This is a genomic window from Hyphomicrobium nitrativorans NL23, from assembly GCF_000503895.1.
Lineage (GTDB): Bacteria > Pseudomonadota > Alphaproteobacteria > Rhizobiales > Hyphomicrobiaceae > Hyphomicrobium_C > Hyphomicrobium_C nitrativorans.
The window spans coordinates 518,609-544,147 of record NC_022997.1 but is presented as its reverse complement, the minus strand read 5'-3'; the positions used below and the strand labels follow the sequence as shown (position 1 = coordinate 544,147).

The following is a 25,539-nucleotide window of genomic DNA, read 5'->3' as shown; positions in this document are numbered from 1 at the left end:
TTACAGTTTTGTCAGGAACGCTTTTCGCATTTCGCGGGCTCGTTTCTCAAAAGCCGCGATGGCATCTCGACATAACGCTCGTGGCTCCATCTCTGAGCGGGGAGGTGGCACCAGGCGCCTCTCGCGCCACGAGCAGCTCACGGCCAAGCCAGGATCGCGCCTATGCCGCGGCTGAGCACGCCGTCCACACAGATGTCAGCGCCGCGTCAGAATTCCCCTGATACTTCCTGAATATCCCGCATATGATGGGAAAAAGTCTCGGGGAAAGGCCTTATGAGCATCGAACCGTTACGCGGGACCGTCCTTACGGCCGTGCTCGCCGCCTTCGCGCTGATCGGCCCCGGCCCGGCCTTCGCCGGCCCGGCGATCGGACAGTTCGAAATCAAGTCGCTCAGAGCCACGCCGGGCGAGTTCGAATTCCAGAGCCAGAACGCCTACGACCTGGGCGTCCCGCGCCGCCGCACCGAGACCGTCGGCGGCGAGCTCAAGGCGGATCACAACTCTCTCGCCCGCCAGCGCAACGCGATCGAACTCGAATACGGCATCACGACCTTCCTCAAGGCCCGCATCGGCATCGAGTACGAGCGTGAGCGACGGGAAGACCCCACATCGCCCCACGACGCGCAAGGCTTCGAAGACCTCAAGCTCGACGAGTACGAGGCCGAACTGATCTGGGTGCTCGTTCCCCGGCGCGGCGACGGCTTCGGCCTCGGCGTTGTGGTGGAGTATGAGCATCCGGCCGAAAGCGGGGGCACACGCAAGCTCAACTATGGCCCGCTCTTCGAATACCAGACCGGCCCGTGGCGCCTGACCCTGAACCCGATGCTGAGCCAGTTCATGGGCGGCGGCCGCAACGCGGCTGGCCAGCGCGACGAGAAAACCGACTTCGGCTACTCCGCCCGCATCCTGAACCGTTGGTCCGAAAGCTTCGCCGTCGCCCTCGAAGCCTACGGCAGCATCGAGCGCGTGGGCGGCCGCGGCGGACGCAGCGACGATGCCCAGATCTTCGGCGACTTCGACCAGCACCGGATCGGCCCCGTCCTGTACTGGAGCTGGGTTCCGGGCGGCGAGGGCTCGCATACCCATCCCTTCGGACGCGATCGCGATTCCGAAGTCACGCTCGGCCTCGGCACACTGTTCGGCTTGAACGACGACACGCCCACCGCCTCGCTCAAGCTCAGCATGGAGGTCGCGTTCTGATCTCCGGCCCTCGCCCGTCTGGGGAACGGCTTTAAAGCGCAGCCTTTTCCTCGGCGAACGCCCAATCGAGCCAAGGCGTCAACGCCTCGACATCGGCGGTCTCGACCGTCGCGCCCGTCCACACGCGCAGGCCCGCCGGCGCATCGCGATAGGAGCCGAAATCGAGCGCCGCGCCCTCCGCTTCGAGCCGCGATACGATCCGCTTCGCGAACGCCGCCTGTTCGGCTTCCGGCAACGCCGCGATCTCAGGATCGACGACCTTGAGACACACGCCCGTGTTCGACCACGTCGCGGGGTCCACCGCGAGGTTGGCGACCCACGGCGTTCGCGCGATCCAGTCGAACAGCACGCGCGCGTTTGCATCCGCACGCGCCATCAGGCCGCTGATCCCGCCCACGCTTTCGGCCCAGGTCAACGCGTCCAGGTAGTCCTCGACGCACAGCATCGAGGGCGTGTTGATGGTTTCGCCTTCGAAAATCGCAGCATCCAGTTTGCCCTTCTTCGTCAGGCGAAACAGCTTGGGCAAAGGCCAGCGCGGCACATAACTCTCAAGACGCGCAACCGCGCGCGGACTGAGAATGAGCACGCCGTGTGCACCTTCACCGCCCAGAACTTTCTGCCACGAGTAGGTGACGACGTCGGTCTTCGACCAGTCGATGGGCTGGGCGAAAATCGCGCTCGTGGCGTCCACCAGCGTCAGGCCCTCGCGGTCGTCGGGAATCCAGTCGCCGTTCGGCACCCGCACACCCGCCGTCGTGCCGTTCCAGGTGAACACGACGTCACGGGAGAAATCGACCGCGCTCAAATCGGGCAGCACGCCGTAATCGGCTTCGAGCGCACGGGCGTTCTCGATCTTCAGCTCCCGCAGAATATCCACCACCCAGATCTTGCCGAACGCCTCCCACGCGAGCACATCGACGCCGCGCTGACCGAGCAGCGACCACATCGCCGCTTCGAAAGCGCCCGTATCCGAGCCCGGCATGATGCCCACGTGATAGCCGTCCGGCAGCCCCAACAGAGCGCGCGTTTTCTCGATGGCGAGCGCGAGGCGCGCCTTGCCCTCCTTCGAGCGGTGAGACCGCCCCGTCAGCGCGCCGTTGAGCGCGTCGGGGCTCCAGCCCGGCCTTTTGCTGCAGGGCCCCGATGAAAAACGCGGATTGAGAGGCAGGCATGATGGCTTAAACGTCGTCGTCATGGTGGTAAGCATCCGGATATGAAAAAGGCGCGGCAATCAAAGCTCGAAAGCCGCAACCTCTGCAACGGCGGGCAGCGCCAGAATTTCCGTCACCACCCAATCGGGCAACGGATCGGAAAGACTGATAAGCGCAATCGCGAGCCCGCTGCCACCTCCATTCGTATCCACGCCCACATGCATGCGCGAGATGTTGATGCCCTCACGCGCCAAAATGCCGCCCAGCGCGCCCACAACGCCCGGCTGATCGCCGTGGCGGGTAAACAGGAAATGCCCCTTCGGCACGGCCTCCACATCGTAATCGTCGATCCGCACCAGCCGCGGCAGCCTGCCGCCGAGCAGCGTGCCCGCCACCGTGATCGTCGTCTCGTCCGTCACGGCCGCGATCTCTATGAGCGACACATAATCCCGCGCCTGCTCGGAACGGGATTCGCGCACCTCGATGCCCTGCGCGCGAGCAAGATGAAACGCGTTGACGCGATTGACAGGTCCGGCCAACCGCTTTTCCAGAAGCCCAACCAGCGCCTCCGCCGCGATGGGGCGCGGCTCCAGATCGGCCACCCCGCCGAACAGCCGCACGACAAGCTCTCGGATTGGACCCGGTGCAAGCGCACCCACAGCTCCGCCGAGCGCACGTGCAAGCGCCTGATAGGGCCGAAGGCGGCCGAGCTGATCGCTTGAGATCCGGGGAAGGTTGACCGCCGTCTCCGCCGCGCCCGTCGTCAGGAAATGCGCAAGATCCCGCGCGATACGCACGCTCACCGCCTGTTGCGCCTCTTCGGTCGAGGCGCCGAGATGCGGCGTCAGCACGACGGTGTCGAGCGCGAAGAGCCGCGACGTCTTTGAGGGCGGCTCCGTCGCGTAAACGTCGAGCGCAGCCCCCGCGAGATGTCCGCTTTCGAGCGCAGCCACCAAAGCGTCTTCGTCCACCAGTCCGCCCCGTGCGCAGTTGATGAGGCGCGCACCCGGCTTCATCGCCGCGATCCGCCGCGCGTCGATGAGATTACGCGTCTTCTCGATCAGCGGGCAATGCAGCGTCACATAATCGGCGGACGCCAAAAGCTCGTCGAGCTCGCAGGGCTCCGCAGATGCGCCCGCCATCACCTCCGGCGCGACGAACGGATCGTAGGCGACGACGCGCATCTTGAGCCCAGCCCCTCGCTCCGCCACCAGCCTGCCGATGGTGCCGAAGCCGATCACGCCGAGCGTTTTCCCGGAAAGCTCCGAGCCGACAAAGCGGGTCGGCGTCCACGCGCCGCTCCGGACGGAGCGATCGGCTTGCGGCAGATGACGGCTCAGGGACAGCAGGTGCGCAATCGTCAGCTCCGCCGTCGTCGTCGCGTTGGCATCGGGCGTGTTGAACACGACGATCCCGCGTTCGGTCGCGGCCGGAACGTCGATATTATCGATGCCGATCCCGGCACGCCCGACAGCTTTGAGCGATGTCGCGGCTGCAATCGCCGGCGCCGTCACACGCGTCTTCGAGCGAACGATGAGCGCGTCGTATGCCGGGATTTTCGCGATCAGCGCCGCTTCGTCGAGCCCGGTTTCCACATCTACGGAGAATGCGCCATCGGCTTCGAGCAGAGCCCGGCCATCCTCATGGATCGGATCGGCAATAAGCACGCGAAAAGTCTCGGTCATCCTGCCTCGCTCGTCGAACTGCACGCCAGATATCGAGCATGTGTCGACCACCCGCCGAGAGCAACGCCAAAACCGGACTCATCGACCAAAGAACGGCCTTCGAGCCATCGCCGGAACTCCGAGGTCGCAACCGATGTTGAGTGAGATCCGAAGCATGAGGAGACCGTCATGCCGCGTGGTGACAAGTCGAAATACACAGCCAAGCAGGAACGCAAGGCGGACCATATCGCCGAGGGCTACAAGAAGCGTGGCGTATCGGCCAAGGAAGCAGAGAGCCGGGCGTGGGCCACCGTGAACAAGGACGACGGTGGAGGCAACAAGCCCGGCGGATCGGGGCACGGCCGCAGAACCGGCAATCCGGCAGCCAAGAAGGGCGGCAAGCTCGGCGGACGCGCCGCCGCTGCCCGCCCCGCTGCCGCGCGAAAAGCGTCCGCAAAAAAAGCCGCCGCGACCCGCAAGCGACGCGCGTCATGATTGGAGCGGACCCACCGCTCCCTACGAAGCTTGGAAACGAGATCCGGCGGCGCTTGGCCGCCGGACCCGCCGTTTAGCGCCGTCCCTTCAGAACTTCGCCGGTCGCCGGATGGGCACAAGCTTCGACGCGCACGCCGGAAGCCGTCGTCGCCTCGAACTCGTACGCCCCATCGTCGACCTCGATCTCGTAAACCTTGTATCCCTGGCCTTCGAGCTTCTGGATCACCTCGGGGATCGACAGCCACTCGTTGGCGGGAACGTTGAGCCGGCCATAATCGTCGCAGGCGAAGGCGGGCGTCGCCGCCGCAATGGTAAACAGCGAAACGGCAAGCAGCGTCTTCATGGCATCATCTCCTGTGATATTGACGATTGACCGGACGCGGAACAACGTCTGGCCGTTCGGTGATGCCTCCTCAATGCCCCACTGGCCCTGATCATTCCCTGACAGGCCCCGTCAGGGGAATGTCAGCGCGAAAAGTGCACCAAATATCGATGAAAATGCTTCGCCCATTCGTCGTCATGCTCGCGCTCGTCGCCGGCCTGTGGCTCGCCCCGCCAATGTCGCCCGCCCTCGCACGCGATGCGGAAATCGCCCGCAAAGCGCTGATCGAAGGCCGCATCCGGCCCTTGTCCGAGATCATCAAACTCTTGGAGCCGCAGCTTCCGGGCAGCACAATTCTCGAAGTCGAAATCGACGTCGAGGACAACGGACAGATCGTCTACGAATTCGATATCATCGATTCTTCAGGCCGCCTGAAGGAAGTCGAGGTCGATGCCGCGACCGGCAAAGTGCTGAAGGTCGAGGATGATGACTAGGGTGTGTCCTCAATATTCGATGGGACATTGATGAGCCAATATGAGGACACACCCGAATGCGCATTCTCGTGGTTGAGGACGAGCCGACGATCGCCACCAACGTCTCCACAGCGCTCGAAGCATCCGGCTATCAGACACGCCTCGCCACCGACGGCGAAGAGGCATGGTTCCTGGGCGATACCGAAGACTTCGATCTCGTAGTGCTGGATCTCGGCCTGCCCCGCATGGACGGCCTTGCCGTATTGAAGCGCTGGCGCGCCGAAGGCCGCCAGATGCCGGTCCTCATCCTCACCGCGCGCGGTGCCTGGCCCGAGCGCGTCGAAGGCATCGATGCCGGCGCCGACGACTACCTCGCCAAGCCTTTCCGCATCGAGGAACTGATCGCGCGCGTCCGCGCGCTCATCCGCCGCTCGACAGGACACGGCTCGCCAGTCATCGAGTCCGGCCCGCTCGCCATCGACACGCGCCAGATGCGCGTGATGATCAACGGGGCGAGCCTCAATGTTTCGCCGCTCGAATATCGCCTCGTAGCCTACCTTCTCCATCATAAGAACCGCGTGGTGCCGCCCGGCGAGCTGATCGAGCACCTCTACGGCGACGACGATGCGCGTGACGCCAACGCCCTCGAAGCCGTCGTCACGCGCCTGCGCAAGAAGATCGGCGCCGACGTGATCCAGACACGCCGCGGCTTCGGCTATGTCGTTGCGGACGGCCCGGAATGACCTTCGGCTCCCTGCGCCTCAGGCTCCTTCTCGCGGGCGCCGCCTCCACCTTGGTCGCACTCGCGCTTGCCGCGTATGGCCTGACGATCCTGTTCGAGCGACACGTCGAGCGCCGCCTCACGGCCGAGCTCGTCGTCCACCTGAACCAGATCACGGCGCAGCTCGAACCCTCGACGAACACCCCGGGCGAAATCACGCTCGCAGCCCAGCCCGCCGACCCGCGCTTCGAAGTTCCGCTGTCCGGTCTCTACTGGCAGATCATCCACGAGCAGAAAGGCACCGTTCTCCGGTCCCGTTCGCTGTGGGATTCGGAACTGGCCCTGCCTCCGGAACCCGATGTCGACGACGTGATTCACCAGCACCGCATTGCCGGACCCGCCGATACCGAACTCTACCTCTTGCAGCGACGCGTGGAGCTTCCCGCACGCATGGGCGGCGGTACGGCCCGCATCGCCGTCGCCTGGGACGCGGCGGAAACGACCAAAGCCGTTCGCCGCTTCGCCGCCGACCTCACGCCGCTTCTGACCATCATCGGCGCGCTTCTGCTCGCAGCCGCGTGGGTGCAGGTGAGCATCGGCCTGCGCCCGTTGTCGGACATCAGGAGCCGTCTCGCGGCCGTCCGCTCCGGCAAGAACCGCCGTCTCGGCGCGGACTTTCCCGATGAGGTTCGCCCGCTCGCCCAGGAGATCGACGAATTGATCGACGCCCGCGACGCCGAGCTTCAGCGCGCCCGCGCACGCGCCGGAGATCTCGCGCACGGCCTCAGAACGCCGCTTCAGGTACTGCAGGCGGAAATCGAACGCCTCGCCAAAGACGGCCACGCCACCGTCGCGCTCAACCTGTCCACCGTCACACGAACCATGCAGCGCACGGTGGAGCGCGAGCTTGCACGGGTCAGGCTTGCATCGCCCCAGCGCGACTCCGAAGCCAGCATCGCCGCCGCCGTCGAGCAGGTCGTGCGCGTTGTTCAACGCACGCCGGACGGCGAGCGCATGGACTGGATCGTGGATGTCCCCCCCGATCTCGCAGCCGCCATCGATCACGACGATCTCTCCGAAGCGTTGGGCAACCTCATCGAAAACGCCGCACGGCACGCCCGCCACACCGTCACCATCTCCGGATACCGCAACGGCCCGGCGGTGACACTCAAGGTGGCCGACGACGGACCCGGCATTCCCGAAGACAATCTCGCCGAAGCGTTGCGCCGCGGCGGACGGCTCGACGAGCGCGGCTCCGGCGCCGGCCTCGGCCTCGCCATCGTCACCGACATCGTCGAATCCTGGAGCGGCACGCTGTCGCTCGACAACGCCAACCCAGGCCTGGCCGCAACGCTGACGCTCAAAGCCTCTTCGCGTCCCTGATCTGCAACGCTGCGGCGATCACGCGCACGCTATCCATTTCCTCCGCGAATGGAATCGAAAAAGCCCATCAAGGCGGGGATCTTTTCCCGTTTCCTGCGCATTACCCGTTCGTCTGACAGATGGCTGACAGACACGATCAGGCGGCTATCAGCGGCACGTGATTAAAACGCACTCGGTCTAAGCGAGATGCGCCCTGGATACACCAAGGCACGCCGCAACCGATCTGAATGCCAACCGAGAGAGAAATCGCATGAAAAACGCAGTTCTTGCCCTTGGCCTGTCCGCGATGCTCGCAACGGCCCCGCTCGCCACCGTGGCCATTGCCAACGACCGCCCGCCGACGCCGGCCGAACTTTCCGAGCTCACCTCAATCCTCAACGCTGCAGGCTTCAAGTCCTGGCGCAAGATCGAACTGGACGACGGCAAGTGGGAAGTCGATGACGCCGTGCACAATGATGGCCGCGTATTCGACGTCGACATCCGCGGCGGCAAGATCGTCAAAATGGATCTTGAGGACTGAGCGTCTTCAGATAACACGTCATGTTTTCATCGGGCGGAGCGAAAGCTCCGCCCGATCACGTTTAGATGCAGTCTTTCCGCGCATAGAGCCCGGCGAGACCCGCGCGCTCCGCCGTTGTCTTCTTGTGATCTTCGACAGCCTTGAGCCCCCCGCCGTCACCGCCGAACATCCGTCCGAAAGCCGCGCCGAGAGTGCGCGGGCGGCTTTGCTCCTCCCGCGCAGCGCGCTCAGGAAACGTTGCAATGTGACTGTCGAGCGCATCGATACGCTCGCGGAGCTGGCGACAGGCAAGCTGCTCCTCGGCAACGCTCGGAATGTACGTCCCATCGCTTTGATGCCCGGCCCGCTCGGCTTCGGACATCGAAAAGACGTTCGCACAGCCCGGCAACCCGGCCGCAAGGCCGAGCGCGACAGCGCCAATCCTGACACGATGGAATCGCATGTGGGCTCACCCCTCCCGATGTGAGCGGCACTGCCTCCCATCCCCGCGATCGGCGGGGCGAGGCAAATCTCCGATGCTTCCGAAAAGATGGGGCCGGTTCGCCCGAAAGGAAGCACAGCAATGGAAATGAAGACAGTCGAGCAACATTCAACCGAAAATATCGCCCGACTCTAAAGTGCGTCGGCGGACGGCCGCAACACTCCCGAATCTGTTGTCCGCATCATCCTCGACCAATGAACGGCATTTTGGTGGCCATGAGCGTCATGAACTGCACGTTCGCCGAAAGCGGCAGCCCCGCCATATAAACGACAGCGTCCGCCACATGGCTCACGTCGAATCGCGCCTCCGGACGGATCGAGCCATCCGCCTGCCGCACGCCAGCCGCCATCGGATCGGTCATCGCCGTCTCCGCATTGCCGATGTCGATCTGCGAGCACGCAATATCGAATGCGCGTCCATCCAGTGAGAGAGACTTCGTGAGTCCCGTGACCGCGTGCTTGGTCGCCGTGTAAGGCGCCGAAAACGGACGCGGTACGGACGCCGAGATCGATCCGTTGTTGATGATCCGACCGCCCATCGGCCGTTGCGTCTTCATCAGCCGGAATGCCCCTTGCGCGCACAGGAATGCGCCCATGAGGTTCACATCCACCACCGCCGCCCACTCGTCGAACGTCAACTCGTCGATAGGCACGGCGCGCGCGGAAAGCCCCGCGTTGTTGAACAGGATGTCGAGCCGTCCGAAGATCGATTGGATCTCGTCGAACAGCGCGGTCACGGCCTCCGGTTTCGAAACGTCGCATGCCCGCGCAAGCACGCGCCCCGGTCGCGACCTGCAAAGCTCTGCCGTCTCGTCGAGCATCGACTGACGCCGTCCCGCAAGCACGAGATCGAAACCGGCATCGAACAGCGCACACGCAACGGCGCGCCCGATGCCGCTTCCGGCGCCGGTCACGAGCGCAAATTTGTTTGAGTGATGGGTCACGCCGGCCGCAAGCTCAGCGCGTCGGCACCGGCTTCTCGCCGCGATAATCGTAAAAGCCGCGGTTCGTCTTGCGCCCCAGCCAACCCGCTTCGACATACTTCACGAGCAGCGGACATGGACGATACTTGGAATCCGAGAGACCTTCGTAGAGCACCTGCATCACCGCAAGGCAGGTATCGAGGCCAATAAAATCTGCAAGCTCCAAGGGGCCCATCGGATGGTGCGCACCGAGCCGCATCGCCTTGTCGATCCCCTCGACCGTGCCGACGCCCTCATAGAGCGTGTACACGGCCTCGTTGATCATCGGCAGCAGGATGCGGTTGACGATGAAAGCGGGGAAGTCCTCGGAGACCGCCGTCACCTTGCCGAGGCTTTCGACGAACGTGCGCGCCACGCCGAAAACTTCGTCCTCCGTCGCGATGCCGCGAATGAGTTCGACAAGCTCCATCAGCGGCACCGGATTCATGAAGTGCATCCCGATGAAGTGCTCGGGACGATCCGTGGTGGAGGCAAGCCGCGTAATCGAAAGCGACGAGGTATTCGTCGCCACGATCGCGTCGGGCTTCAGCTTGGGACACAGCTCCTGAAAGATGCGCCGCTTGACGGTTTCGTCTTCCGTCGCCGCTTCGATCACCATGTCGGAGTTGGCGAACGCGTCGAGATCGGGCGCAAACGTAATCCGAGCAAGCGCCGCCTTCATATCCTCTTCGTTGACGAGACCCTTGGCAACCTGGCGACCGAGGTTCTTCTCGATGATCTCCAGCGCCTTGTCGACTTGCTCTTTCCGAACATCGTTGATGAGCACGTCGTACTTGCCGAGCGCAATCACATGGGCAATGCCGCTGCCCATCTGCCCCGCGCCGATGATACCCACCTGCTTGATCACCGGAACCGGCCGTGCATCCGGTTTAGACTTGCTCTCAGCCTTGACTGCGACGTCCATGGCGAATGTCCTTCCTGTCCCGGTGCGCTTCGCGTGGTCTCAGCCACCCGCCTTGGCAAGCTCTTTTTCGAGCTCGGGCAAAGCTTGGAAGAGATCGGCGACGAGACCGTAGTCGGCCACCTGGAAGATCGGCGCTTCGCCGTCCTTGTTGATGGCGACGATGATCTTGGAGTCTTTCATGCCCGCGAGATGCTGGATCGCACCCGAGATGCCGACCGCAACATAAAGCTCCGGCGCCACGACCTTGCCGGTCTGCCCGACCTGCAAATCGTTGGGCACGAAGCCGGCATCGACCGCCGCGCGCGAAGCACCCATCGCAGCACCGAGGCGCTCGACGACAGGTTCGAGATACGTTTTGAAGTTCTCGCCGTTCCCGAGGCCACGACCACCCGAGACGACGATCTTCGCCGCCGTAAGATCCGGCCGGTCCGACTTCGTCAGCTCCGCGCCGACGAACGACGAGAGCCCAACGGCCGGCGCCGCACTGACGGCCTCGACCGCAGCCGAACCGCCTTCACCCGCAGCGGCAAATGCCGCCGTGCGCACGGTCACGACCTTCTTGGCTTCGCTCGACTGCACCGTCTGCACCGCGTTACCGGCATAGATCGGCCGCTCGAACGTATCGGACGAGACGACCTTGGTGATGTCCGAGATTTGCATCACGTCGAGCTGGGCTGCGACGCGCGGCAGGATATTTTTGCCCGAAGCGGTCGCAGGCGCGACGATGGCGTCGTAGCTGCCGGCGAGCGAAAGCAGGGTCGCCGCGACTTCCTCGGCGAGGCCATGCTCAAGGTGAGGCGCATCCGCGACCAGCACCTTGGAAACGCCGTCGAGCTTCGCGGCCGCTTCGGCAGCCGCGCCGCACGCATGACCGGCCACCAGCACGTGCACGTCCGGCCCGATGGCCTTGGCAGCCGTCAGGGCCTTGGCCGTCGCAGCGCCGAGAGCCGAATTGGAATGCTCTGCAAGAAGAAGAACAGCCATCAGATCACCCCCGCCTCTGTCTTGAGACGGTGCACCAGCTCCGCCACGTCAGCCACTTTCACGCCACCCTTGCGCGCGGGCGGCTCCGCCGTCTTCAGCACTTTGAGACGCGGCGCGATATCGACGCCGAACTCGTCGGGCTTCTTGACGTCGAGCGGCTTCTTCTTCGCCTTCATGATGTTGGGAAGCGACGGATAGCGCGGCTCGTTGAGCCGGAGGTCGGTCGTCACGATGGCCGGAAGATTGAGCTTCACCGTCTCAAGGCCGCCGTCGATCTCGCGCGTAACGGCCACGGCGCCGCCCTCGGGCGCAACCTTGGACGCGAACGTCCCCTGCGGCCAACCGAGCAACGCGGCCAGCATCTGGCCTGTCTGGTTGCAATCGTCGTCGATCGCCTGCTTACCGAGCACGACCAGATCCGGCTTCTCCGCTTCGACCACCGCTTTCAGCAGTTTCGCAACCGCGAGCGGCTCGATCTCCGCGTCCGCCGGAGTCTCGATATGGATCGCGCGGTCGGCGCCGATCGCGAGCGCAGTGCGCAGCGTCTCCTGCGATTTCGCGGGCCCGATCGTGACGGCCACGACCTCGGTCGCGGTTCCGCTTTCCTTGAGCCGAACGGCCTCCTCGACGGCAATCTCGTCGAAGGGGTTCATGCTCATTTTGACGTTGGCCAGTTCGATCCCTGATCCATCCGCTTTGACGCGAATTTTGACCGCGTAATCGACGACTCGTTTCACCGCGACGAGTAGCTTCATGATGCGCGGCGCTCCCCGGCGCCTAGCGTTGTTCTGATCATTGTTTCCCTGGTTTTTTATGTCCCGAGACGTGCCGACGGGAGATTGGGATAAGGCCGCGCCCGCGACTCCGATCATGACCCGGGGGCCCCTGTTCCGCCCTTCGAGTGCATCGGATTGAGAGCCCGGCGAGCCTGAGCGCGCCAAAGCTCTTCGCAGGTGCGAGAACCGAAATTACGAGCCGTCCTGTTGCAAGTCAATGCGACTCGCCGCCGGAAATCGGCTTCCCACGGGCAATTGAGCGGGAACAGTCCGTTCCCGCCAGCTCCGGCGATCAGGCGACCTTGAGGTGCCGGTCGAACAGCGGCACGCCGGGCCGGCGCATCACCACGATCAGCACCGCCCCCGCGATCAGCCCGCCGACATGGGCCCACCAGGCGACAGGGCCAACCTGCGGTAAGAGCACCATCACGAATTGCATGACCACCCAGGCGCCCAACGCAATGAGGGCGGAGATCCGGAGCGGGATAGCCTTGAACGCCAGCACCCACACCCGCACCCGGGGATGGAGCATCAGATAGGCAGCGATGACCCCGGCAACCGCTCCGCTCGCGCCGATCAGCGGGATCGCCGAGCCGGGCTCGATCCAGGCGTGCATATAGCCCGCGAACACACCGCACATGAGGTAGAACGCGAGGAACTTGAGATGCCCCATGGCGTCCTCGACGTTGTCTCCAAACACCCACAAAAACAGCATGTTTCCGGCAAGATGCAAGACGTCGCCGTGAAAGAACATGTAGGTGAGAAGCGTGAGCTGCGTCGGCCGCACCGACACCTGCTCCTCGATGGGAACCGGTAGCAGGCTGGTGTCGAACAGCTCCTTCGGAATGATCCCGAAGCTCGCAACCGCCACCATATCGCCCCCCACCGCGGACAGCAGGAAGACGGCGACGTTGACCACGATCAGCGAGACGGTCACGTACTGGAAAGGGATCGACTTGAGCGAGTTCTCATCGTGTATCGGCACGAACATACGAGTGTCCCTAGGCTAGGCGCGATCCAATCCAAACGAGGTCCGGTGTCTAACGGTTTTGCCCCGGCACCCAAAGCACATCGCTCCGCCCTCGGTCGTTCACATAGCGGCCCGCGACGAAGAGATAATCCGACAGACGATTGATGTATTTCATGGCCGCCGCGCTCACCGGCTCGTCCGGGAGTGCCGCCAAGGCCACCATTTCACGCTCCGCTCTCCGAGACACCGTGCGCGCCACATGCAGCGCCGCAGCAGCCGGCGAACCGCCCGGAAGCACGAACGATTTCAAAGGATTGAGTTCGGAGTTCATCTCGTCGATTTCCGCTTCGAGACGAACGACCTGAGCGTCGGAAACCCGCAGCGGCTCGAACTTGGGCTTTTCGCCGCGATCGGGCACGCACAGATCCGCGCCGAGATCGAAAAGATCGTTCTGGATGCGGCCGAGCTTGGCATCGAGCCCCGGCATTCCCGTGAGATGCACCCGCGCGACGCCGATCAGCGCGTTGGTTTCGTCGACCGTCCCATAAGCTGCAATGCGCAGGGCGTCCTTGCGCACACGCTCGCCGGTGCCCAGCCCCGTCGTGCCGGCATCGCCGGTGCGGGTATAGATCTTGTTGAGCTTCACCATCGCGCGCGTTGTCCCCCGTTTCGGCGCCCAGAGTAGTTGTGGGTCCTGCCAAATCAAGCTCTTTGCCGGGCAGCCCGGCGGCCGGTCAGAAGTATTGGCGCACCAGAACGTAGGCCAGCACCATCATGATCGCCGTGAACTGCAGCCCGACACGCCAACGCATGAGCTTCTGGCTCAGGTTCGGGCTTTTACCCCGCATCATGACGAACAGCCCGCACACGAGCACCACGAGCACGGCCAGTGTCGTAATCGTCGTCAGGTGAAAGAGAACAGTTTCCATTGGCGGCACCGCCTCGCATGAAAGGGTCTAATGTGCGCCGTAGATAATCCCGTTCGAAGGCCCGTTCAAATGCCGCCTTCGGACGCGCCGCACCCTTCCGCCGGGTACCTTCTCCCCGCCGTCCTCGATCCCGCGCAGCAGATCGCCAGGTCCCGCCACCGTTTGGTAACCCGCGTGCCCTAATTCTAACGACTTATCGGAGCGTTGTAACCGCGCAGAGTTCGGTTTGCCTCGGGCAGCCGAATTCTTTTAAGACAGCATCGAACAACCGACTGAAACCGGGGATTGATCGTGCGGTGCGCACCCCGGCGGTCGAAGACCATGATCGCTTCAGGCCCTACCAGCCTGAAGCGTGAATCATCGGTCTAACTAAGGAGACCATGATCGCTTCGGACCCTATCAGTCCGAAACGTGAATCATCGGTCTAACTAAGGAGACCATGATCGCTTCGGACCCTACCAGTCCGAAGCGTGAATCATCGGTCTCAAGAAAGAGCTAGAACGTTCTCCGCTCCGTTTCGATCGGATCGGAGGACGTTCTAGCAGTCGATCCGAATGGGCGAGGCAGTGCACCGAGCCGGAGCAAGAGCCTGTCGCAAAAGGCGGCGTGCGCGTTTTGTCGCGGCGGCGGCGCTGACGCTTGCCGTCACGACGCCGATCTTCCCCATCGCATTTGCCGAAACGCCATCCTCGGCCGAGGACGCCGCCAAGCGGCTGGAAAGCCAACAGGGCAAGCTGGCCGCCAAGCAGGCGCGCGATGCGGAAATCCAGAAAGACCTGACAAGCCTTGCCGACGAGCGGCGCGAGATCAACGCGCGCCTCGTCGAAACGGCGGCCCTCGTGCAGAAGAGCGAGGCCGCAATGACCGCGATCGAGCAGCGCCTCGCGGGCTTCGAACGCCAGGAAAAGGACATCCGCGTCTCCCTCGCGCGCGAACACGCGAAGATCGCGGGCCTGTTGGCAGCGCTTCAGCGCATGGGCCGCAATCCGCCCCCCGTCATCATCACCCAGCGCGAGGACGCACTTGAGATGGTGCGCAGCGCCATGCTGATCGCCCGCGCCTTCCCCGAGATGAGGGGCGAGGCCATGGCCCTCACCGGCCGCCTCAACGAGCTGATGGAGATCATGGCGTCCATCCGCCGCGAAGGCGACGCCCTGCGCGCGGAAACCGAGCGGCTGAACAGCACCCAGATCCTGCTCGCGAGCCTCCTCGAAACCAAGAAGCAGTCGCTCGCCGACCGCCAAACGGAACTCAGCCAGGTCCGCGAGGCGACCGCCGAGATCTCGCAGAACGTGGCCGACCTCAGCGAGCTGATCGAGAAGCTCAGCCAGCAGGTCAGCCAGACACCGATGGCCGCCGCGGAGGAGGCGCCCGCCGATGCCGTCGTGGCCGTCCTTCCGCCGCCGGCCACGCCCGAAACGCCCCCTGTCGAGCTGATCCCCGAAGCCGAGCCCGCCCGCGGCGAGGAAGTGGCCCTTCTCTCCCCGGAACCGGGGGTAGGCACGCCCCCGTCGTCCATCGTTGAACTTGCTCCGGAAAACACGTCCCTCGTGCCCGGCAAGCCCGACCGGATCAAGCCGTCCATTGCCTTTCACCAAGCCAAGGGCAAGCTACCTTTGCCCGCTCAAGGGCGCCGGGTCTTGGGATTCAACGACAAGACCCAATATGGAGGCACATCGCAGGGTCTCGTGATCGAAACCCGGTTCGGGGCCCGTGTCACCTCTCCCTGCGACGGCTGGGTTGTCTACGCGGGAGAATTTCGCAGCTACGGGCAACTCTTGATCATCAACGCCGGCGGCGGGTATCATGTGCTGGTCGCCGGTTTGTCACATATGGATGTCGGACCAGGACAGTTCGTGTTGGCCGCCGAACCGATTGGAACCATGAGTGGTGCGCCTCGCACAGCACAGTTGGCAGCCGGATCGACAGATATGGATCAGTCGGCGCCGCAAGCGAGCGCGCCCGTTCTCTACATTGAATTCCGCAAGGATGGGCGCCCCGTAGACTCGGGTCCATGGTGGGTCGCCTCTCATCAGAAGGTACAGGAATGATGCGCAAGACCGACTTCGTGTTCTGGACGTTTCTGACCATGACAGGTCTCGCCGGGGCGACGACGGTGCTGAACGTCACGCAGACGTATTCAGCCGCCTCGCCGAACTCCGAGCTCTACCGTCAGCTCGACCTGTTCGGAGACGTTTTCGAACGCGTCCGGTCCGATTACGTCGAGAAGCCCGACGACACGATGCTGATCGAAAACGCGATCAACGGCATGCTGGCGGCGCTCGACCCCCACTCGTCCTACATGAGCCCGAAGCACTACCGCGACATGCAGGTGCAGACGCGCGGTGAGTTCGGCGGCCTCGGCATCGAGGTCACGATGGAGAACGGCGTCGTAAAGGTCGTCGCTCCCATCGACGAAACGCCGGCCGCGAAAGCAGGCATTCTCTCCAACGACCTCATCACGCATCTCGACAACGACCAGATCTCGGGCCTGACGCTTGAGCAGGCCGTCGAAAAGATGCGCGGCCCCGTCAACACGCCCATCACGCTCACCATCATGCGGCAGGGCCGCGACGAGCCGTTCGACATCAAGATCGTTCGCGACTTCATCCGCATCAACGCCGTGCGGTCGCGCGTCGAAGGCGACATCGCCTATATCCGCCTCACCACCTTCAACGAGAAGACCCACGCCAACCTCGTGAAGGCGATGGACGATCTCAAGAAGGAGATCGGGCCGAAGCTCAAGGGCTATGTCCTCGACCTGCGCAACAACCCGGGCGGCTTGCTCGATCAGGCGATCGCCGTCTCCGACGACTTCCTCGATCAGGGCTCCATCGTGCTCACGAAGGGCCGCAACAACGAGGAAACGCAGCGTGCCCAGGCCCGTCCCGGAGACACGGCCGACGGCAAGCCCATCGTCGTTCTGATCAACGGCGGCTCGGCGTCCGCGTCCGAAATCGTCGCCGGCGCCCTGAAAGACCACAAACGTGCAACCGTGATCGGAACGCGCTCGTTCGGCAAAGGCTCGGTGCAGACCATCATCCCGCTCGGCGCGAACGGCGCGATCCGCCTCACCACCGCCCGGTACTACACGCCCTCGAACCGTTCGATCCAGGCCAAGGGCATCGATCCGGACATCGTCGTAGAGCAGGAGCTACCCGAGGAGCTGAAGTCCGCACGCCAGGAACGCAACCGCGGCGAAGCGGGCCTGCGCGGCCACCTCAAGGGCGAAACGCGCGACGAGGAGAAGGCGAAAGCGGACGAGGCAAAGGCCAAGGCGGACGAAGAGAAGAAGCAGGAAGAATCCGGCTCGTCCGCTTACGTCCCGCAGGAAGCCGAGAAAGACACCCAGCTCCAGTACGCTCTCAAGTTCCTGCGCGGAGAGATCCCCGTCGAGGAGACCGTTGCAAAGCCGGCCCAGCAGCCGTCGAACACGGCCGAAGAGCAGAAGAGCCCGGTGCCGAACTGATCGAGCGGATCGTCGAAATATCCGCAAAACACGATCCAGGATGGGCGCCGGAAACGGCGCCCATCGCCATTTGAGGATCCATACACACGGTGAGTCACGCACCTGTTACGATGGATCGAACACGAGACAGCGAGCAGAGCCATGAGCACATCCCATCCCGATCCCGCAACGCTCGGCTACCGGCCATGCGTCGGCATGATGGTCCTGAACGGCGCCAATCAGGTCTGGGTCGGGCAGCGCGCCGACAGCGTGCCCGAGGGCGGTGGCCCCTGGTGGCAGATGCCCCAAGGCGGCATCGAACCGGACGAGGATCCTCGCACCGCCGCCCTACGCGAGCTTCGCGAGGAAACCGCCATCCGCAACGCTGAGATCGTCGCCGAAACACCCGACTGGCTGACCTACGACCTGCCAGAACATCTGATCGGAAAGCTCTGGGGCGGACGCTACCGCGGCCAGGCGCAGAAATGGTTCGCCGTCCGCTTCCTGGGCGACGACGGCGAGATCGACATCGGCGAGCCCGGCCAGCCGCACAGCGAGTTCATCGCCTGGCACTGGTGCCCGCCTGAGAAGCTGCCCACTGTCATCATTCCGTTCAAACGCGCGGTCTATACGGAAGTGCTGCGCATCTTCCGCCCCATTCTCGGCGGATAATGAGCAAGCGCCATCATCTGAGACATTGCCCCGCGGGGCCACATGATCCCCACATGACAGAAGGGGGACATAAAACCGTTATTATTCTCAGTAAGATGACATTTCGATTCGGCCGCCCGCGGCACAGGCCCGCCTTGGCGCCACGCTGATCCTCTGATGACCGGACCATGATGAAACACGCAGACGTTACCGTTCCCGCAGCTCCCCTCGACCTCCCCTATCGGTTCTCGGTGGGCATCATGCTCCTGAACCCGCAAGGCCTGGTCTGGACGGGACGGCGGCTGCCCAAATGGGTCGGCGACCGCTCTGCTCATATCTGGCAGATGCCGCAGGGCGGCATCGACGAGGGCGAAGCACCCATCGACGCCGCCTACCGCGAGCTGCGTGAGGAAACCGGCATCACCAGCGCCGAGGTGGTGGCCGAGATGCCTCAGTGGCTCACCTACGAGCTTCCCGAGCAACTCTTGGGTGTGGCCCTCAAGGGCAAATATCGGGGTCAGCGCCAACGCTGGTTTGCGATGCGCTTCTGGGGGGACGACAGCGAGATCGATATTCAGCCGCGCGGGGCCAAAGCCGAGTTCGACCGCTGGCGCTGGCGGGAGATGTCCGAACTTCCCGAGCTGATCGTGTCGTTTAAGAAACCCGTTTACCAAACGCTCGTTGAGAGATTTGCGTATCTGGCCCAAAACTGAAATGACAGGAGGCGAGGAATGCCGCTTCGGCGGCGTTCCGATGTCTTTTTCGTTTTTCCCTCCTGTGAGCCCATTTCATATGTCGACGACGACAAGAACGCTCCCGCCTTTCAACGACGGTGCGGACTACCAGTCCGGGCAACCGTTCGACCATGCCGAATACGACCGGATCAAGGAGCTATGGCTGGACCATATCGCCGCCGAGCATCGCGGCGACATCCCCGGCCTCCTCGCAACCCTCACTGAGGATTGCGTTTACACGATGCTGAACAACGGCAAGGTCTGGCACGGCCATGAGGGCGCCGCTGAGTTCTACGACAAGTTTCTCACCGCGTTTCCCGAGAACTGCTTCGCCGTGACCAACGTCTTCGTCGGTCCTCAGGGCGTCGTCGAGGAAGCGCACTTCAACGGCATCCACAAGGGCGACCTCCTGGGTCTCCCGTCCACAGGCCAGCCGATCGAGTTCGATGTCGTGCTGCTGTTTCCGTGGGATGCTGTCAAAAAGAAGTTCAAGGGCGAGCGCATCTACTTCGCCATCGAGCACAATCTGATCGCGAACGTCGGCCAGCTTCTGCGCCGCATGAACCGCAAGCTCGACGCCGCCGAGCAGACGTAGCGTCTCGCAATTTGCGTACTAGCGCTTGTTCAAGTCATACGGAAGCAGTTGGGAACTTCACCACGCTTATCCCTCCCCCATCTCGCCGGAGGCGAGTCTCCGACTCGACGTGGGGGAGGTTAGGAGGGGGGGATTCCAGACCATCTGCTGTCGGGCTTCCCCCCACCCCTAACCCCTCCCCACCAGGGGGAGGGGAACCGGAGCGATCCCATCTGACATGAACGCGCTTTAGAGCGTCAGCGCTCGGGAGCGTCTTGACGGAGCCAAGCTTCGCTTGGGCGCGCCCCCGCGCCAAGTGGCGCGGACATCCACCAGCACAACGCCCCTTGTCCGAAGCTTCCCGCAGCTTGTGTACGAAACAAAAAAAGCGCCCCCGGTTTCGAGGGCGCTTTTTTAAAATAATCTACCTGACGTACGTCCCGCTTACGCCCGAAGCTCGGCGAGTGCCGTCAACGCCTGATTGGCAACCAAGCGTTGCTCGTCCGTCTTCGCCTCGGCAAGATCGCGCTCCGCCGACGAAATCTCGGCAGAGAGCGTCTCGCCGCGCAGCTCCGACACGTCGTAGGCCTTCTCCGCCAGAACCGTCAGCCGGTCCGGCTCCACCTGCGCGAACGCCTGCCGCACGAAGATGCGCGCCCGGCCCTCGCTGCGAACGACGTCGATCACGCCCGGCCGAAGCGTCGAAATCAGCGGCGCGTGATTGGGAAGGATGGTCATATCGCCTTCGCTGCCCGGCAGTTGCACCTGCTCTGCCTGGCCCGAAAGCAGCACCTTCTCGGGGCTGACCAGCTCGAATGTAAACGTCTGAGCCATAAGCTCCTCTTTCTAAATCCTTCCCGGAAGAGCGGACGTCTAGAGTGCTTCCGGAAAAGTGGGAACCGGTTTTCCGATAAGAAGCACGACAAAGCAAAAACCTAGAGCCGTTCTGCGCTTCCAGCAAAACCTGAACGGCTCTAGGACTGTTTGTCCTCGGACTCGTCCTCTTCTTCTTCGTCGTCATCGTCTTCGTCGCCGGTCTTCGCTTTCACGTCCTCGGGCGTCTGCAGGCCCGAGCCGCAGAAGGGGCAGAAGAAAACCGGATGATCGACCATCCCCGGCTCTTCGTCCTCAAGCTCGACCATGCCGACCGACATGTAGAGAACGCCGTCATCCCCGACCGTGATCAGCGGCTCGAATTCCTCGCCGCTCATCGCCTCCTGGAGTTCCTCGCAGCAGGAGCCAAAACCCTGGCCCCCGCTCCCTGCGCCGATGTCTGCCGCCATTCTCTCTCCCAACCCGCCTTGAGCGGGCCTCTGCTAGCGCCTGACGTTCGCCTACGCTGCCTCGGCGAGCTGCTCCGCCTTGGCGATGGCCTCATCGATAGAGCCTACCATGTAGAAGGCGGGTTCCGGCAAGTGGTCGTAGTCGCCTTCGCACAGTCCCTTGAAGCCCTTGATGGTGTCGGCCAGCGACACCAGCTTGCCCGGCGAGCCGGTGAACACCTCGGCCACCGTGAACGGCTGCGACATGAAGCGCTCGATCTTGCGGGCGCGGGCCACCGTGAGCTTGTCCTCTTCCGACAGCTCGTCCATGCCGAGAATCGCGATGATGTCCTGGAGCGCCTTGTAGCGCTGAAGGATCGACTGCACCTGACGGGCAACCGCGTAATGCTCCTCGCCGACGATGCGCGGGTCGAGCATGCGCGACGTCGAGTCGAGCGGGTCCACGGCCGGGTAGATGCCCTTTTCCGCGATCGAGCGCGAAAGCACCGTCGTCGCGTCCAAGTGAGCGAACGAGGCGGCAGGCGCCGGGTCGGTCAAGTCGTCGGCCGGCACGTAAATGGCCTGCACCGAGGTGATCGAGCCCTTCTGGGTCGTGGTGATGCGCTCCTGCAGCGCACCCATGTCGGTGGCGAGCGTCGGCTGATAACCCACCGCCGAAGGAATACGGCCGAGAAGCGCGGACACTTCCGAGCCTGCCTGCGTAAAGCGGAAGATGTTGTCGACGAAGAACAGCACGTCCTGGCCCTTGTCGCGGAAATCTTCAGCGACCGTGAGACCCGACAGCGCCACGCGCATACGCGCGCCCGGCGGCTCGTTCATCTGCCCGTACACCAGTGCGCACTTGGAACCGGCGGTCGAGCCGTTGTTCTTCTTCGGATCGACGTTGACATTGGACTCGATCATCTCGTGATAGAGGTCGTTGCCCTCACGCGTACGCTCACCCACGCCCGCGAACACCGAGTAGCCGCCGTGGGCCTTAGCGATGTTGTTGATCAGCTCCATGATGAGAACGGTCTTGCCGACGCCGGCGCCGCCGAAGAGGCCGATCTTGCCGCCCTTGGCGTAGGGAGCCAGCAGGTCGACGACCTTGATGCCCGTGACGAGAATTTCGGCTTCCGTCGACTGTTCGGCGAAGGAGGGAGCGGGCTGGTGAATGCCGCGCCGCGCCTTGGTGTTGACGGGACCAGCCTCGTCCACCGGCTCGCCGATCACGTTGATGATGCGGCCCAGCGTCTCCTCGCCGACCGGCACCGAGATCGGTGCGCCCGTGTCCGTCACGTCCTGCCCGCGGACGAGACCTTCGGTCGAGTCCATGGCGATGGTGCGCACGGTGTTCTCGCCCAGATGCTGCGCGACCTCAAGCACGAGGCGGTTGCCCTGGTTCGTGGTTTCGAGCGAGTTGAGAATCTCAGGCAGATGCCCGTCGAACTCGACGTCGACAACGGCGCCCATGACCTGACGGACCTTACCAACCTTGCTTGCCATTTTCCTCTCCAGCGTAAAGTGCTCAGGCGACCGTGATCGTCACGGGAATGTTCCCGCGCGTCGCCTTTGAATACGGACAAATTTGATGCGCTTCCTCGACCAGGGCCTCAAGTGCGGCCTTGTCGGCACCAGGAAGCGAAACCTTGAGATCGACCGCGAGCGAGAAGCCGTCGTCGGTCTTGAGTGTCACGTCGGCGGTCACGCGCGCGGCCTGCCCGTCGAGCCCATGCTTCTTCGCCAGCACGAGGATCGCCTGGCCGAAGCACGACGAATAGCCGAGCGCGAAAAGCTGTTCCGGATTGTGACCCTCGCCCGATCCGCCAAGCTCCTTCGGAAGAGCCATGGCGAGCGCCAGCGCGCCGCCGTCGAGCATTGCACGGCCTTCGCGGCCGCCCTTTGTCGTCGCTGTCGTTTTGTAAGCCATTGACGTCCGTCTCCGAGCTATCCGTACGACCTAAGGCTGCGACTGCAGCTTAGAAGCGATGCCAATCAGCTCGGCCTGAATGAACGGCATCAGCGAGGCCATATAGTCTCCCATCTTGGCCATCGCCGACCGTGCAACCGGCCGCTGGTAGAATTCGGCGAGGGCATCGAGCTCCTCCACCGTGAAGTTCTTCGCCAGCGCATCGCGCGCCGCCACCTTGAAGCGTTCGACGAACGCCGGCTCGGTCATCGCGTCCACATATGCCTGCCGCTGCGAGGGCGGAAGCGAGACGGAGATCTTGCCGGCGATATCCGCGAGCATCTCTTTGGGAGACTGCACTTCGAGCAACCGATCCGCCGCAGCGGCAACGTCCGGCGATTGCGCACGAGCGCCGTCGAAACCGACGAACGTCGCGAAAAGTGCCAGAGCTGCGCCGTAAAAAATCGATCGCATGAAGATACAGGGTCCCGTCAGAGCGCTTCCGCGCCCGAGATGATTTCGATCAGTTCCTTGGTGATGTTCGCCTGCCGCTGACGGTTGTACTGGATCGTCAGCTTATTGATCATGTCGCCCGCGTTGCGCGTCGCGTTGTCCATCGCGCTCATGCGGGCACCCTGCTCGGACGCAGCGTTCTCAAGAAGACCCCGGAAGATCTGTGTCGAGATGTTGCGCGTCAGCAGATAGCCGAGGATCGATTCCTCGTCCGGCTCGTATTCGACGACGGCCTGCGCACCACCGGCTTCCGGCGCATCCTCCGCGCCTTCCGGCAGCTTTGTCGGAATGAGCTGCAAGGCCGTCGGCTTCTGCGAGATGACGCTCTGGAACTCGGAGAAATAGAGCGTCGCAACGTCGAACTCGCCCGCTTCGAACATGGCGAGCAGCTTGTTGCCGATGTCCTCCGCCGTCGAGAACGAGATCCCGCGCCCGCCGCCGAGCCCAAGGCGCTCGGTAATGTTGCGGCCGAGATCGCGACGCAGGTTGTCCGCACCCTTCCGGCCGACGGTAATAATCTTCACCGTCTTGCCCTGCGCGATCAGCCGCTGCGCATCCGCGCGCGCGAGCTTGGCGATGTTCGAGTTGAAGCCGCCGCAGAGACCGCGTTCTGCCGTCATCACGACCAGGAGATGCACATCGTCCTTGCCCGTCCCGACGAGCAAAGGAGACGCGCCTTCGCGGCTCGTGTTCTTGTTGAGCGCGGCAAGCACCGCATCCATGCGCTCGGCGTAGGGCCGCGCAGCCGTCGCCGCTTCCTGCGCCCGGCGCAGTTTAGCGGCGGCCACCATCTGCATGGCCTTCGTGATCTTCCGCGTCGCCTTGACGGAGGCGATGCGGTTCTTGAGATCTTTTAAGCTCGGCATTCGAGCGTCCTTTGCGAACCGTCTCTATCCCGTTCTCCTCTGGCCTCGCCGGAGGAGACACCCCTCGTTCGTTTAGGCGACGAAGCTCTTCGAGAACTTGTCGAGGAACTCCACGAGCTTCTTCTCGGTCTCGTCCGAAACCGCTTTCGCAGATGCAATCGAGGACAGGATCGAGCTCTCGTCGCGAAGCGCCGTCAGCAGGCTCTCCTCGAACTTGCCGACAGCCGAAACCGCCAGCGAATCGAGATAGCCGCGCGTACCGGCGAAGATCACCGCAACCTGCTCTTCCATCTTGAGCGGCGAGAACTGCGGCTGCTTCAGAAGCTCCGTCAGACGCGCACCGCGCGCGAGCAGCTTCTGCGTGGCAGCGTCCAGATCGGAGCCGAACTGCGCGAACGCCGCCATTTCGCGGTACTGCGCAAGCTCGCCCTTGATCTTGCCGGCCACCTGCTTCATCGCCTTCGTCTGCGCCGAGGAGCCGACGCGCGACACCGAGAGGCCGACGTTCACGGCCGGACGGATGCCGGAGAAGAAGAGATCGGTTTCGAGGAAGATCTGGCCGTCGGTGATCGAAATCACGTTGGTCGGAATGTAGGCCGACACGTCGTTGGCCTGCGTCTCGATGACGGGAAGCGCCGTGAGCGAGCCGTTGCCGGCGGCGTCTCCGAGCTTCGCGGCGCGTTCGAGCAGACGCGAATGGAGATAGAACACGTCGCCCGGGTACGCTTCGCGGCCCGGCGGACGGCGCAGCAGCAGCGACATCTGGCGATACGCCACGGCCTGCTTCGAAAGGTCGTCGTAAGCGATCACGGCGTGCATGCCGTTATCGCGGAAATACTCGCCCATCGTACAGCCGGTGAACGGCGCCAGGAACTGCATCGGCGCCGGATCGGAAGCCGTCGCCGCAACGACGATCGAATATTCGAGCGCACCGCGCTCTTCGAGCACCTTCACGAACTGGGCAACCGTCGAACGCTTCTGGCCAACAGCAACGTACACGCAGTAGAGCTTTGCGCTCTCGTCCGTGCCGGCGTTCACCGCCCTCTGGTTGAGGAACGTGTCGAGAATGATGGCGGTCTTGCCGGTCTGGCGGTCGCCGATGATCAGCTCGCGCTGGCCGCGGCCGACCGGGATCAGGGCGTCGACCGCCTTGAGGCCGGTCGCCATCGGCTCGTGCACCGACTTACGCGGCAGAATGCCGGGCGCCTTGACGTCGACGCGCTTCATCGCCTCGCCCTTGATCGGGCCCTTGCCGTCGATCGGGTTGCCGAGACCGTCGACAACGCGGCCAAGCAGGCCACGGCCGACCGGGACTTCCACGATGGCGCCGGTCCGCTTGACGGTGTCGCCTTCCTTGATGGTGCGGTCGTCGCCGAAGATCACGACACCGACGTTGTCGGCTTCGAGGTTGAGCGCCATGCCGCGGATGCCGCCGGGGAACTCCACCATTTCACCGGCCTGCACGTTATCGAGACCGTAAACGCGCGCAATGCCGTCGCCCACCGACAGCACCTGTCCGATCTCGGAAACCTCGGCTTCCTTGCCGAAATTCTTGATCTGATCCTTCAGGATCGAGGTGATCTCTGCAGCCCGGATGTCCATCGGTTGACCTCGTGTCTTTGGGCGT

The 25,539-nt window shown here is 63.6% G+C and carries 29 protein-coding genes; 11 read left to right on the top strand and 18 right to left on the bottom strand.

The annotated features are described in order from the left end of the window. Positions 1 to 273 precede the first annotated feature (273 nt). Complete coding sequence (locus W911_RS02455; protein WP_023785926.1) at positions 274 to 1,200, top strand: hypothetical protein; 927 nt, start codon at positions 274 to 276, stop codon at positions 1,198 to 1,200. A 31-nt stretch (positions 1,201 to 1,231) separates the two neighbouring features. On the opposite strand, the gene W911_RS02450 is transcribed toward W911_RS02455, so the two are convergent. After that, positions 1,232 to 2,395: a phosphoserine transaminase gene (locus W911_RS02450; protein WP_041317100.1), complete on the bottom strand. Its 1,164-nt coding sequence runs from the start codon at positions 2,393 to 2,395 to the stop codon at positions 1,232 to 1,234. A 36-nt stretch (positions 2,396 to 2,431) separates the two neighbouring features. Further along, positions 2,432 to 4,036, bottom strand: a complete 1,605-nt coding sequence (gene serA / locus W911_RS02445; RefSeq protein WP_023785925.1) for a phosphoglycerate dehydrogenase — start codon at positions 4,034 to 4,036, stop codon at positions 2,432 to 2,434. Between the two features lie 168 nt (positions 4,037 to 4,204). Between serA and W911_RS02440 the strand changes: the two genes are divergently transcribed. Beyond that, a complete protein-coding gene (locus W911_RS02440; RefSeq protein ID WP_023785924.1) occupies positions 4,205 to 4,510 on the top strand; it encodes a hypothetical protein in 306 nt (101 codons plus the stop codon). Between the two features lie 73 nt (positions 4,511 to 4,583). On the opposite strand, the gene W911_RS02435 is transcribed toward W911_RS02440, so the two are convergent. Further along, positions 4,584 to 4,853, bottom strand: a complete 270-nt coding sequence (locus tag W911_RS02435) for a PepSY domain-containing protein (protein WP_023785923.1) — start codon at positions 4,851 to 4,853, stop codon at positions 4,584 to 4,586. 155 nt (positions 4,854 to 5,008) lie between these two features. Between W911_RS02435 and W911_RS02430 the strand changes: the two genes are divergently transcribed. The 4 genes from W911_RS02430 (at position 5,009) to W911_RS02415 (ending at position 7,929) form a co-directional block, all read left to right on the top strand. After that, positions 5,009 to 5,326 (top strand): PepSY domain-containing protein, encoded by a 318-nt coding sequence (locus W911_RS02430; RefSeq protein WP_244438570.1) that lies wholly within the window; start codon positions 5,009 to 5,011, stop codon positions 5,324 to 5,326. A gap of 56 nt (positions 5,327 to 5,382) precedes the next feature. Continuing rightward, positions 5,383 to 6,048, top strand: coding sequence for a response regulator transcription factor (locus W911_RS02425; RefSeq protein ID WP_023785921.1), 666 nt, complete (start codon positions 5,383 to 5,385; stop codon positions 6,046 to 6,048). Further along, positions 6,045 to 7,409: a sensor histidine kinase gene (locus tag W911_RS02420; RefSeq protein WP_023785920.1), complete on the top strand. Its 1,365-nt coding sequence runs from the start codon at positions 6,045 to 6,047 to the stop codon at positions 7,407 to 7,409. Before W911_RS02425 ends, W911_RS02420 begins: the two co-directional genes overlap by 4 nt. A 250-nt stretch (positions 7,410 to 7,659) precedes the next feature. Next, on the top strand, positions 7,660 to 7,929 hold the full coding sequence (locus W911_RS02415) for a PepSY domain-containing protein (RefSeq protein WP_023785919.1): 270 nt from the start codon (positions 7,660 to 7,662) through the stop codon (positions 7,927 to 7,929). A gap of 61 nt (positions 7,930 to 7,990) precedes the next feature. Here W911_RS02415 and W911_RS02410 read toward each other — a convergent pair whose 3' ends face one another. The 8 genes from W911_RS02410 to W911_RS02375 all read right to left on the bottom strand — a co-directional run bounded on the left by W911_RS02410 (position 7,991) and on the right by W911_RS02375 (position 13,955). Next, positions 7,991 to 8,371 carry a hypothetical protein gene (locus tag W911_RS02410; RefSeq protein ID WP_023785918.1) on the bottom strand — a complete coding sequence of 127 codons (381 nt, stop codon included), beginning with the start codon at positions 8,369 to 8,371 and terminating at the stop codon, positions 7,991 to 7,993. 220 nt (positions 8,372 to 8,591) lie between these two features. Continuing rightward, positions 8,592 to 9,353: an SDR family oxidoreductase gene (locus W911_RS02405; protein WP_023785917.1), complete on the bottom strand. Its 762-nt coding sequence runs from the start codon at positions 9,351 to 9,353 to the stop codon at positions 8,592 to 8,594. A 13-nt stretch (positions 9,354 to 9,366) separates the two neighbouring features. Further along, positions 9,367 to 10,296: a 3-hydroxybutyryl-CoA dehydrogenase gene (locus W911_RS02400; RefSeq protein WP_023785916.1), complete on the bottom strand. Its 930-nt coding sequence runs from the start codon at positions 10,294 to 10,296 to the stop codon at positions 9,367 to 9,369. A 39-nt stretch (positions 10,297 to 10,335) separates the two neighbouring features. After that, positions 10,336 to 11,280 carry an electron transfer flavoprotein subunit alpha/FixB family protein gene (locus W911_RS02395; RefSeq protein ID WP_023785915.1) on the bottom strand — a complete coding sequence of 315 codons (945 nt, stop codon included), beginning with the start codon at positions 11,278 to 11,280 and terminating at the stop codon, positions 10,336 to 10,338. Next, a complete protein-coding gene (locus W911_RS02390; RefSeq protein WP_023785914.1) occupies positions 11,280 to 12,035 on the bottom strand; it encodes an electron transfer flavoprotein subunit beta/FixA family protein in 756 nt (251 codons plus the stop codon). The genes W911_RS02395 and W911_RS02390 overlap by 1 nt, the downstream gene beginning before the upstream one ends. A 313-nt stretch (positions 12,036 to 12,348) precedes the next feature. Further along, on the bottom strand, positions 12,349 to 13,047 hold the full coding sequence (locus W911_RS02385) for a rhomboid family intramembrane serine protease (protein ID WP_023785913.1): 699 nt from the start codon (positions 13,045 to 13,047) through the stop codon (positions 12,349 to 12,351). Between the two features lie 49 nt (positions 13,048 to 13,096). Next, the gene (locus W911_RS02380; RefSeq protein WP_023785912.1) at positions 13,097 to 13,675 is read right to left on the bottom strand and encodes a cob(I)yrinic acid a,c-diamide adenosyltransferase; all 579 of its coding nucleotides are present in this window, start codon (positions 13,673 to 13,675) and stop codon (positions 13,097 to 13,099) included. Between the two features lie 85 nt (positions 13,676 to 13,760). Continuing rightward, positions 13,761 to 13,955, bottom strand: coding sequence for a twin transmembrane helix small protein (locus W911_RS02375; protein WP_023785911.1), 195 nt, complete (start codon positions 13,953 to 13,955; stop codon positions 13,761 to 13,763). Positions 13,956 to 14,521: 566 nt separating this feature from the next. On the opposite strand from W911_RS02375, the gene W911_RS02370 reads away from it, so the two are divergent. The 5 genes from W911_RS02370 to W911_RS02350 all read left to right on the top strand — a co-directional run bounded on the left by W911_RS02370 (position 14,522) and on the right by W911_RS02350 (position 19,383). Then, complete coding sequence (locus W911_RS02370) at positions 14,522 to 16,006, top strand: murein hydrolase activator EnvC family protein (RefSeq protein ID WP_041317094.1); 1,485 nt, start codon at positions 14,522 to 14,524, stop codon at positions 16,004 to 16,006. Then, on the top strand, positions 16,003 to 17,424 hold the full coding sequence (locus W911_RS02365; protein WP_023785909.1) for a S41 family peptidase: 1,422 nt from the start codon (positions 16,003 to 16,005) through the stop codon (positions 17,422 to 17,424). The genes W911_RS02370 and W911_RS02365 overlap by 4 nt, the downstream gene beginning before the upstream one ends. Before the next feature lie 141 nt (positions 17,425 to 17,565). Beyond that, on the top strand, positions 17,566 to 18,075 hold the full coding sequence (locus W911_RS02360) for an RNA pyrophosphohydrolase (protein ID WP_023785908.1): 510 nt from the start codon (positions 17,566 to 17,568) through the stop codon (positions 18,073 to 18,075). A 170-nt stretch (positions 18,076 to 18,245) separates the two neighbouring features. Next, complete coding sequence (locus tag W911_RS02355) at positions 18,246 to 18,767, top strand: RNA pyrophosphohydrolase (RefSeq protein WP_041317089.1); 522 nt, start codon at positions 18,246 to 18,248, stop codon at positions 18,765 to 18,767. A 79-nt stretch (positions 18,768 to 18,846) separates the two neighbouring features. Beyond that, the gene (locus W911_RS02350) at positions 18,847 to 19,383 is read left to right on the top strand and encodes a nuclear transport factor 2 family protein (protein ID WP_158412821.1); all 537 of its coding nucleotides are present in this window, start codon (positions 18,847 to 18,849) and stop codon (positions 19,381 to 19,383) included. Between the two features lie 423 nt (positions 19,384 to 19,806). Here W911_RS02350 and W911_RS02345 read toward each other — a convergent pair whose 3' ends face one another. The 7 genes from W911_RS02345 to atpA form a co-directional block, all read right to left on the bottom strand. Continuing rightward, the gene (locus W911_RS02345) at positions 19,807 to 20,196 is read right to left on the bottom strand and encodes a F0F1 ATP synthase subunit epsilon (RefSeq protein WP_023785905.1); all 390 of its coding nucleotides are present in this window, start codon (positions 20,194 to 20,196) and stop codon (positions 19,807 to 19,809) included. A gap of 140 nt (positions 20,197 to 20,336) precedes the next feature. Then, positions 20,337 to 20,645, bottom strand: coding sequence for a hypothetical protein (locus W911_RS02340; protein WP_023785904.1), 309 nt, complete (start codon positions 20,643 to 20,645; stop codon positions 20,337 to 20,339). A 51-nt stretch (positions 20,646 to 20,696) separates the two neighbouring features. Next, a complete protein-coding gene (gene atpD / locus W911_RS02335) occupies positions 20,697 to 22,130 on the bottom strand; it encodes a F0F1 ATP synthase subunit beta (RefSeq protein ID WP_023785903.1) in 1,434 nt (477 codons plus the stop codon). Between the two features lie 22 nt (positions 22,131 to 22,152). After that, positions 22,153 to 22,554 (bottom strand): organic hydroperoxide resistance protein, encoded by a 402-nt coding sequence (locus W911_RS02330; RefSeq protein ID WP_023785902.1) that lies wholly within the window; start codon positions 22,552 to 22,554, stop codon positions 22,153 to 22,155. 30 nt (positions 22,555 to 22,584) lie between these two features. After that, positions 22,585 to 23,007 (bottom strand): DUF2059 domain-containing protein, encoded by a 423-nt coding sequence (locus W911_RS02325; protein WP_023785901.1) that lies wholly within the window; start codon positions 23,005 to 23,007, stop codon positions 22,585 to 22,587. A 17-nt stretch (positions 23,008 to 23,024) separates the two neighbouring features. Further along, positions 23,025 to 23,912: a F0F1 ATP synthase subunit gamma gene (locus W911_RS02320; protein ID WP_023785900.1), complete on the bottom strand. Its 888-nt coding sequence runs from the start codon at positions 23,910 to 23,912 to the stop codon at positions 23,025 to 23,027. Between the two features lie 72 nt (positions 23,913 to 23,984). Further along, on the bottom strand, positions 23,985 to 25,514 hold the full coding sequence (gene atpA, locus W911_RS02315) for a F0F1 ATP synthase subunit alpha (RefSeq protein WP_023785899.1): 1,530 nt from the start codon (positions 25,512 to 25,514) through the stop codon (positions 23,985 to 23,987). Positions 25,515 to 25,539 lie beyond the last annotated feature (25 nt).

Excerpts from the sequence above, each read along its gene's own strand:
- W911_RS02455 (WP_023785926.1), top strand. The coding sequence starts at position 274 with ATGAGCATCGAACCGTTACGCGGGACCGTCCTTACGGCCGTGCTCGCC.
- W911_RS02450 (WP_041317100.1), bottom strand. The coding sequence starts at position 2,395 with ATGACGACGACGTTTAAGCCATCATGCCTGCCTCTCAATCCGCGTTTT.
- serA (WP_023785925.1), bottom strand. The coding sequence starts at position 4,036 with ATGACCGAGACTTTTCGCGTGCTTATTGCCGATCCGATCCATGAGGAT.
- W911_RS02440 (WP_023785924.1), top strand. The coding sequence starts at position 4,205 with ATGCCGCGTGGTGACAAGTCGAAATACACAGCCAAGCAGGAACGCAAG.
- W911_RS02435 (WP_023785923.1), bottom strand. The coding sequence starts at position 4,853 with ATGAAGACGCTGCTTGCCGTTTCGCTGTTTACCATTGCGGCGGCGACG.
- W911_RS02430 (WP_244438570.1), top strand. The coding sequence starts at position 5,009 with ATGCTTCGCCCATTCGTCGTCATGCTCGCGCTCGTCGCCGGCCTGTGG.
- W911_RS02425 (WP_023785921.1), top strand. The coding sequence starts at position 5,383 with ATGCGCATTCTCGTGGTTGAGGACGAGCCGACGATCGCCACCAACGTC.
- W911_RS02420 (WP_023785920.1), top strand. The coding sequence starts at position 6,045 with ATGACCTTCGGCTCCCTGCGCCTCAGGCTCCTTCTCGCGGGCGCCGCC.
- W911_RS02415 (WP_023785919.1), top strand. The coding sequence starts at position 7,660 with ATGAAAAACGCAGTTCTTGCCCTTGGCCTGTCCGCGATGCTCGCAACG.
- W911_RS02410 (WP_023785918.1), bottom strand. The coding sequence starts at position 8,371 with ATGCGATTCCATCGTGTCAGGATTGGCGCTGTCGCGCTCGGCCTTGCG.
- W911_RS02400 (WP_023785916.1), bottom strand. The coding sequence starts at position 10,296 with ATGGACGTCGCAGTCAAGGCTGAGAGCAAGTCTAAACCGGATGCACGG.
- W911_RS02395 (WP_023785915.1), bottom strand. The coding sequence starts at position 11,280 with ATGGCTGTTCTTCTTCTTGCAGAGCATTCCAATTCGGCTCTCGGCGCT.
- W911_RS02390 (WP_023785914.1), bottom strand. The coding sequence starts at position 12,035 with ATGAAGCTACTCGTCGCGGTGAAACGAGTCGTCGATTACGCGGTCAAA.
- W911_RS02385 (WP_023785913.1), bottom strand. The coding sequence starts at position 13,047 with ATGTTCGTGCCGATACACGATGAGAACTCGCTCAAGTCGATCCCTTTC.
- W911_RS02380 (WP_023785912.1), bottom strand. The coding sequence starts at position 13,675 with ATGGTGAAGCTCAACAAGATCTATACCCGCACCGGCGATGCCGGCACG.
- W911_RS02375 (WP_023785911.1), bottom strand. The coding sequence starts at position 13,955 with ATGGAAACTGTTCTCTTTCACCTGACGACGATTACGACACTGGCCGTG.
- W911_RS02365 (WP_023785909.1), top strand. The coding sequence starts at position 16,003 with ATGATGCGCAAGACCGACTTCGTGTTCTGGACGTTTCTGACCATGACA.
- W911_RS02360 (WP_023785908.1), top strand. The coding sequence starts at position 17,566 with ATGAGCACATCCCATCCCGATCCCGCAACGCTCGGCTACCGGCCATGC.
- W911_RS02355 (WP_041317089.1), top strand. The coding sequence starts at position 18,246 with ATGAAACACGCAGACGTTACCGTTCCCGCAGCTCCCCTCGACCTCCCC.
- W911_RS02350 (WP_158412821.1), top strand. The coding sequence starts at position 18,847 with ATGTCGACGACGACAAGAACGCTCCCGCCTTTCAACGACGGTGCGGAC.
- W911_RS02345 (WP_023785905.1), bottom strand. The coding sequence starts at position 20,196 with ATGGCTCAGACGTTTACATTCGAGCTGGTCAGCCCCGAGAAGGTGCTG.
- W911_RS02340 (WP_023785904.1), bottom strand. The coding sequence starts at position 20,645 with ATGGCGGCAGACATCGGCGCAGGGAGCGGGGGCCAGGGTTTTGGCTCC.
- atpD (WP_023785903.1), bottom strand. The coding sequence starts at position 22,130 with ATGGCAAGCAAGGTTGGTAAGGTCCGTCAGGTCATGGGCGCCGTTGTC.
- W911_RS02330 (WP_023785902.1), bottom strand. The coding sequence starts at position 22,554 with ATGGCTTACAAAACGACAGCGACGACAAAGGGCGGCCGCGAAGGCCGT.
- W911_RS02325 (WP_023785901.1), bottom strand. The coding sequence starts at position 23,007 with ATGCGATCGATTTTTTACGGCGCAGCTCTGGCACTTTTCGCGACGTTC.
- W911_RS02320 (WP_023785900.1), bottom strand. The coding sequence starts at position 23,912 with ATGCCGAGCTTAAAAGATCTCAAGAACCGCATCGCCTCCGTCAAGGCG.
- atpA (WP_023785899.1), bottom strand. The coding sequence starts at position 25,514 with ATGGACATCCGGGCTGCAGAGATCACCTCGATCCTGAAGGATCAGATC.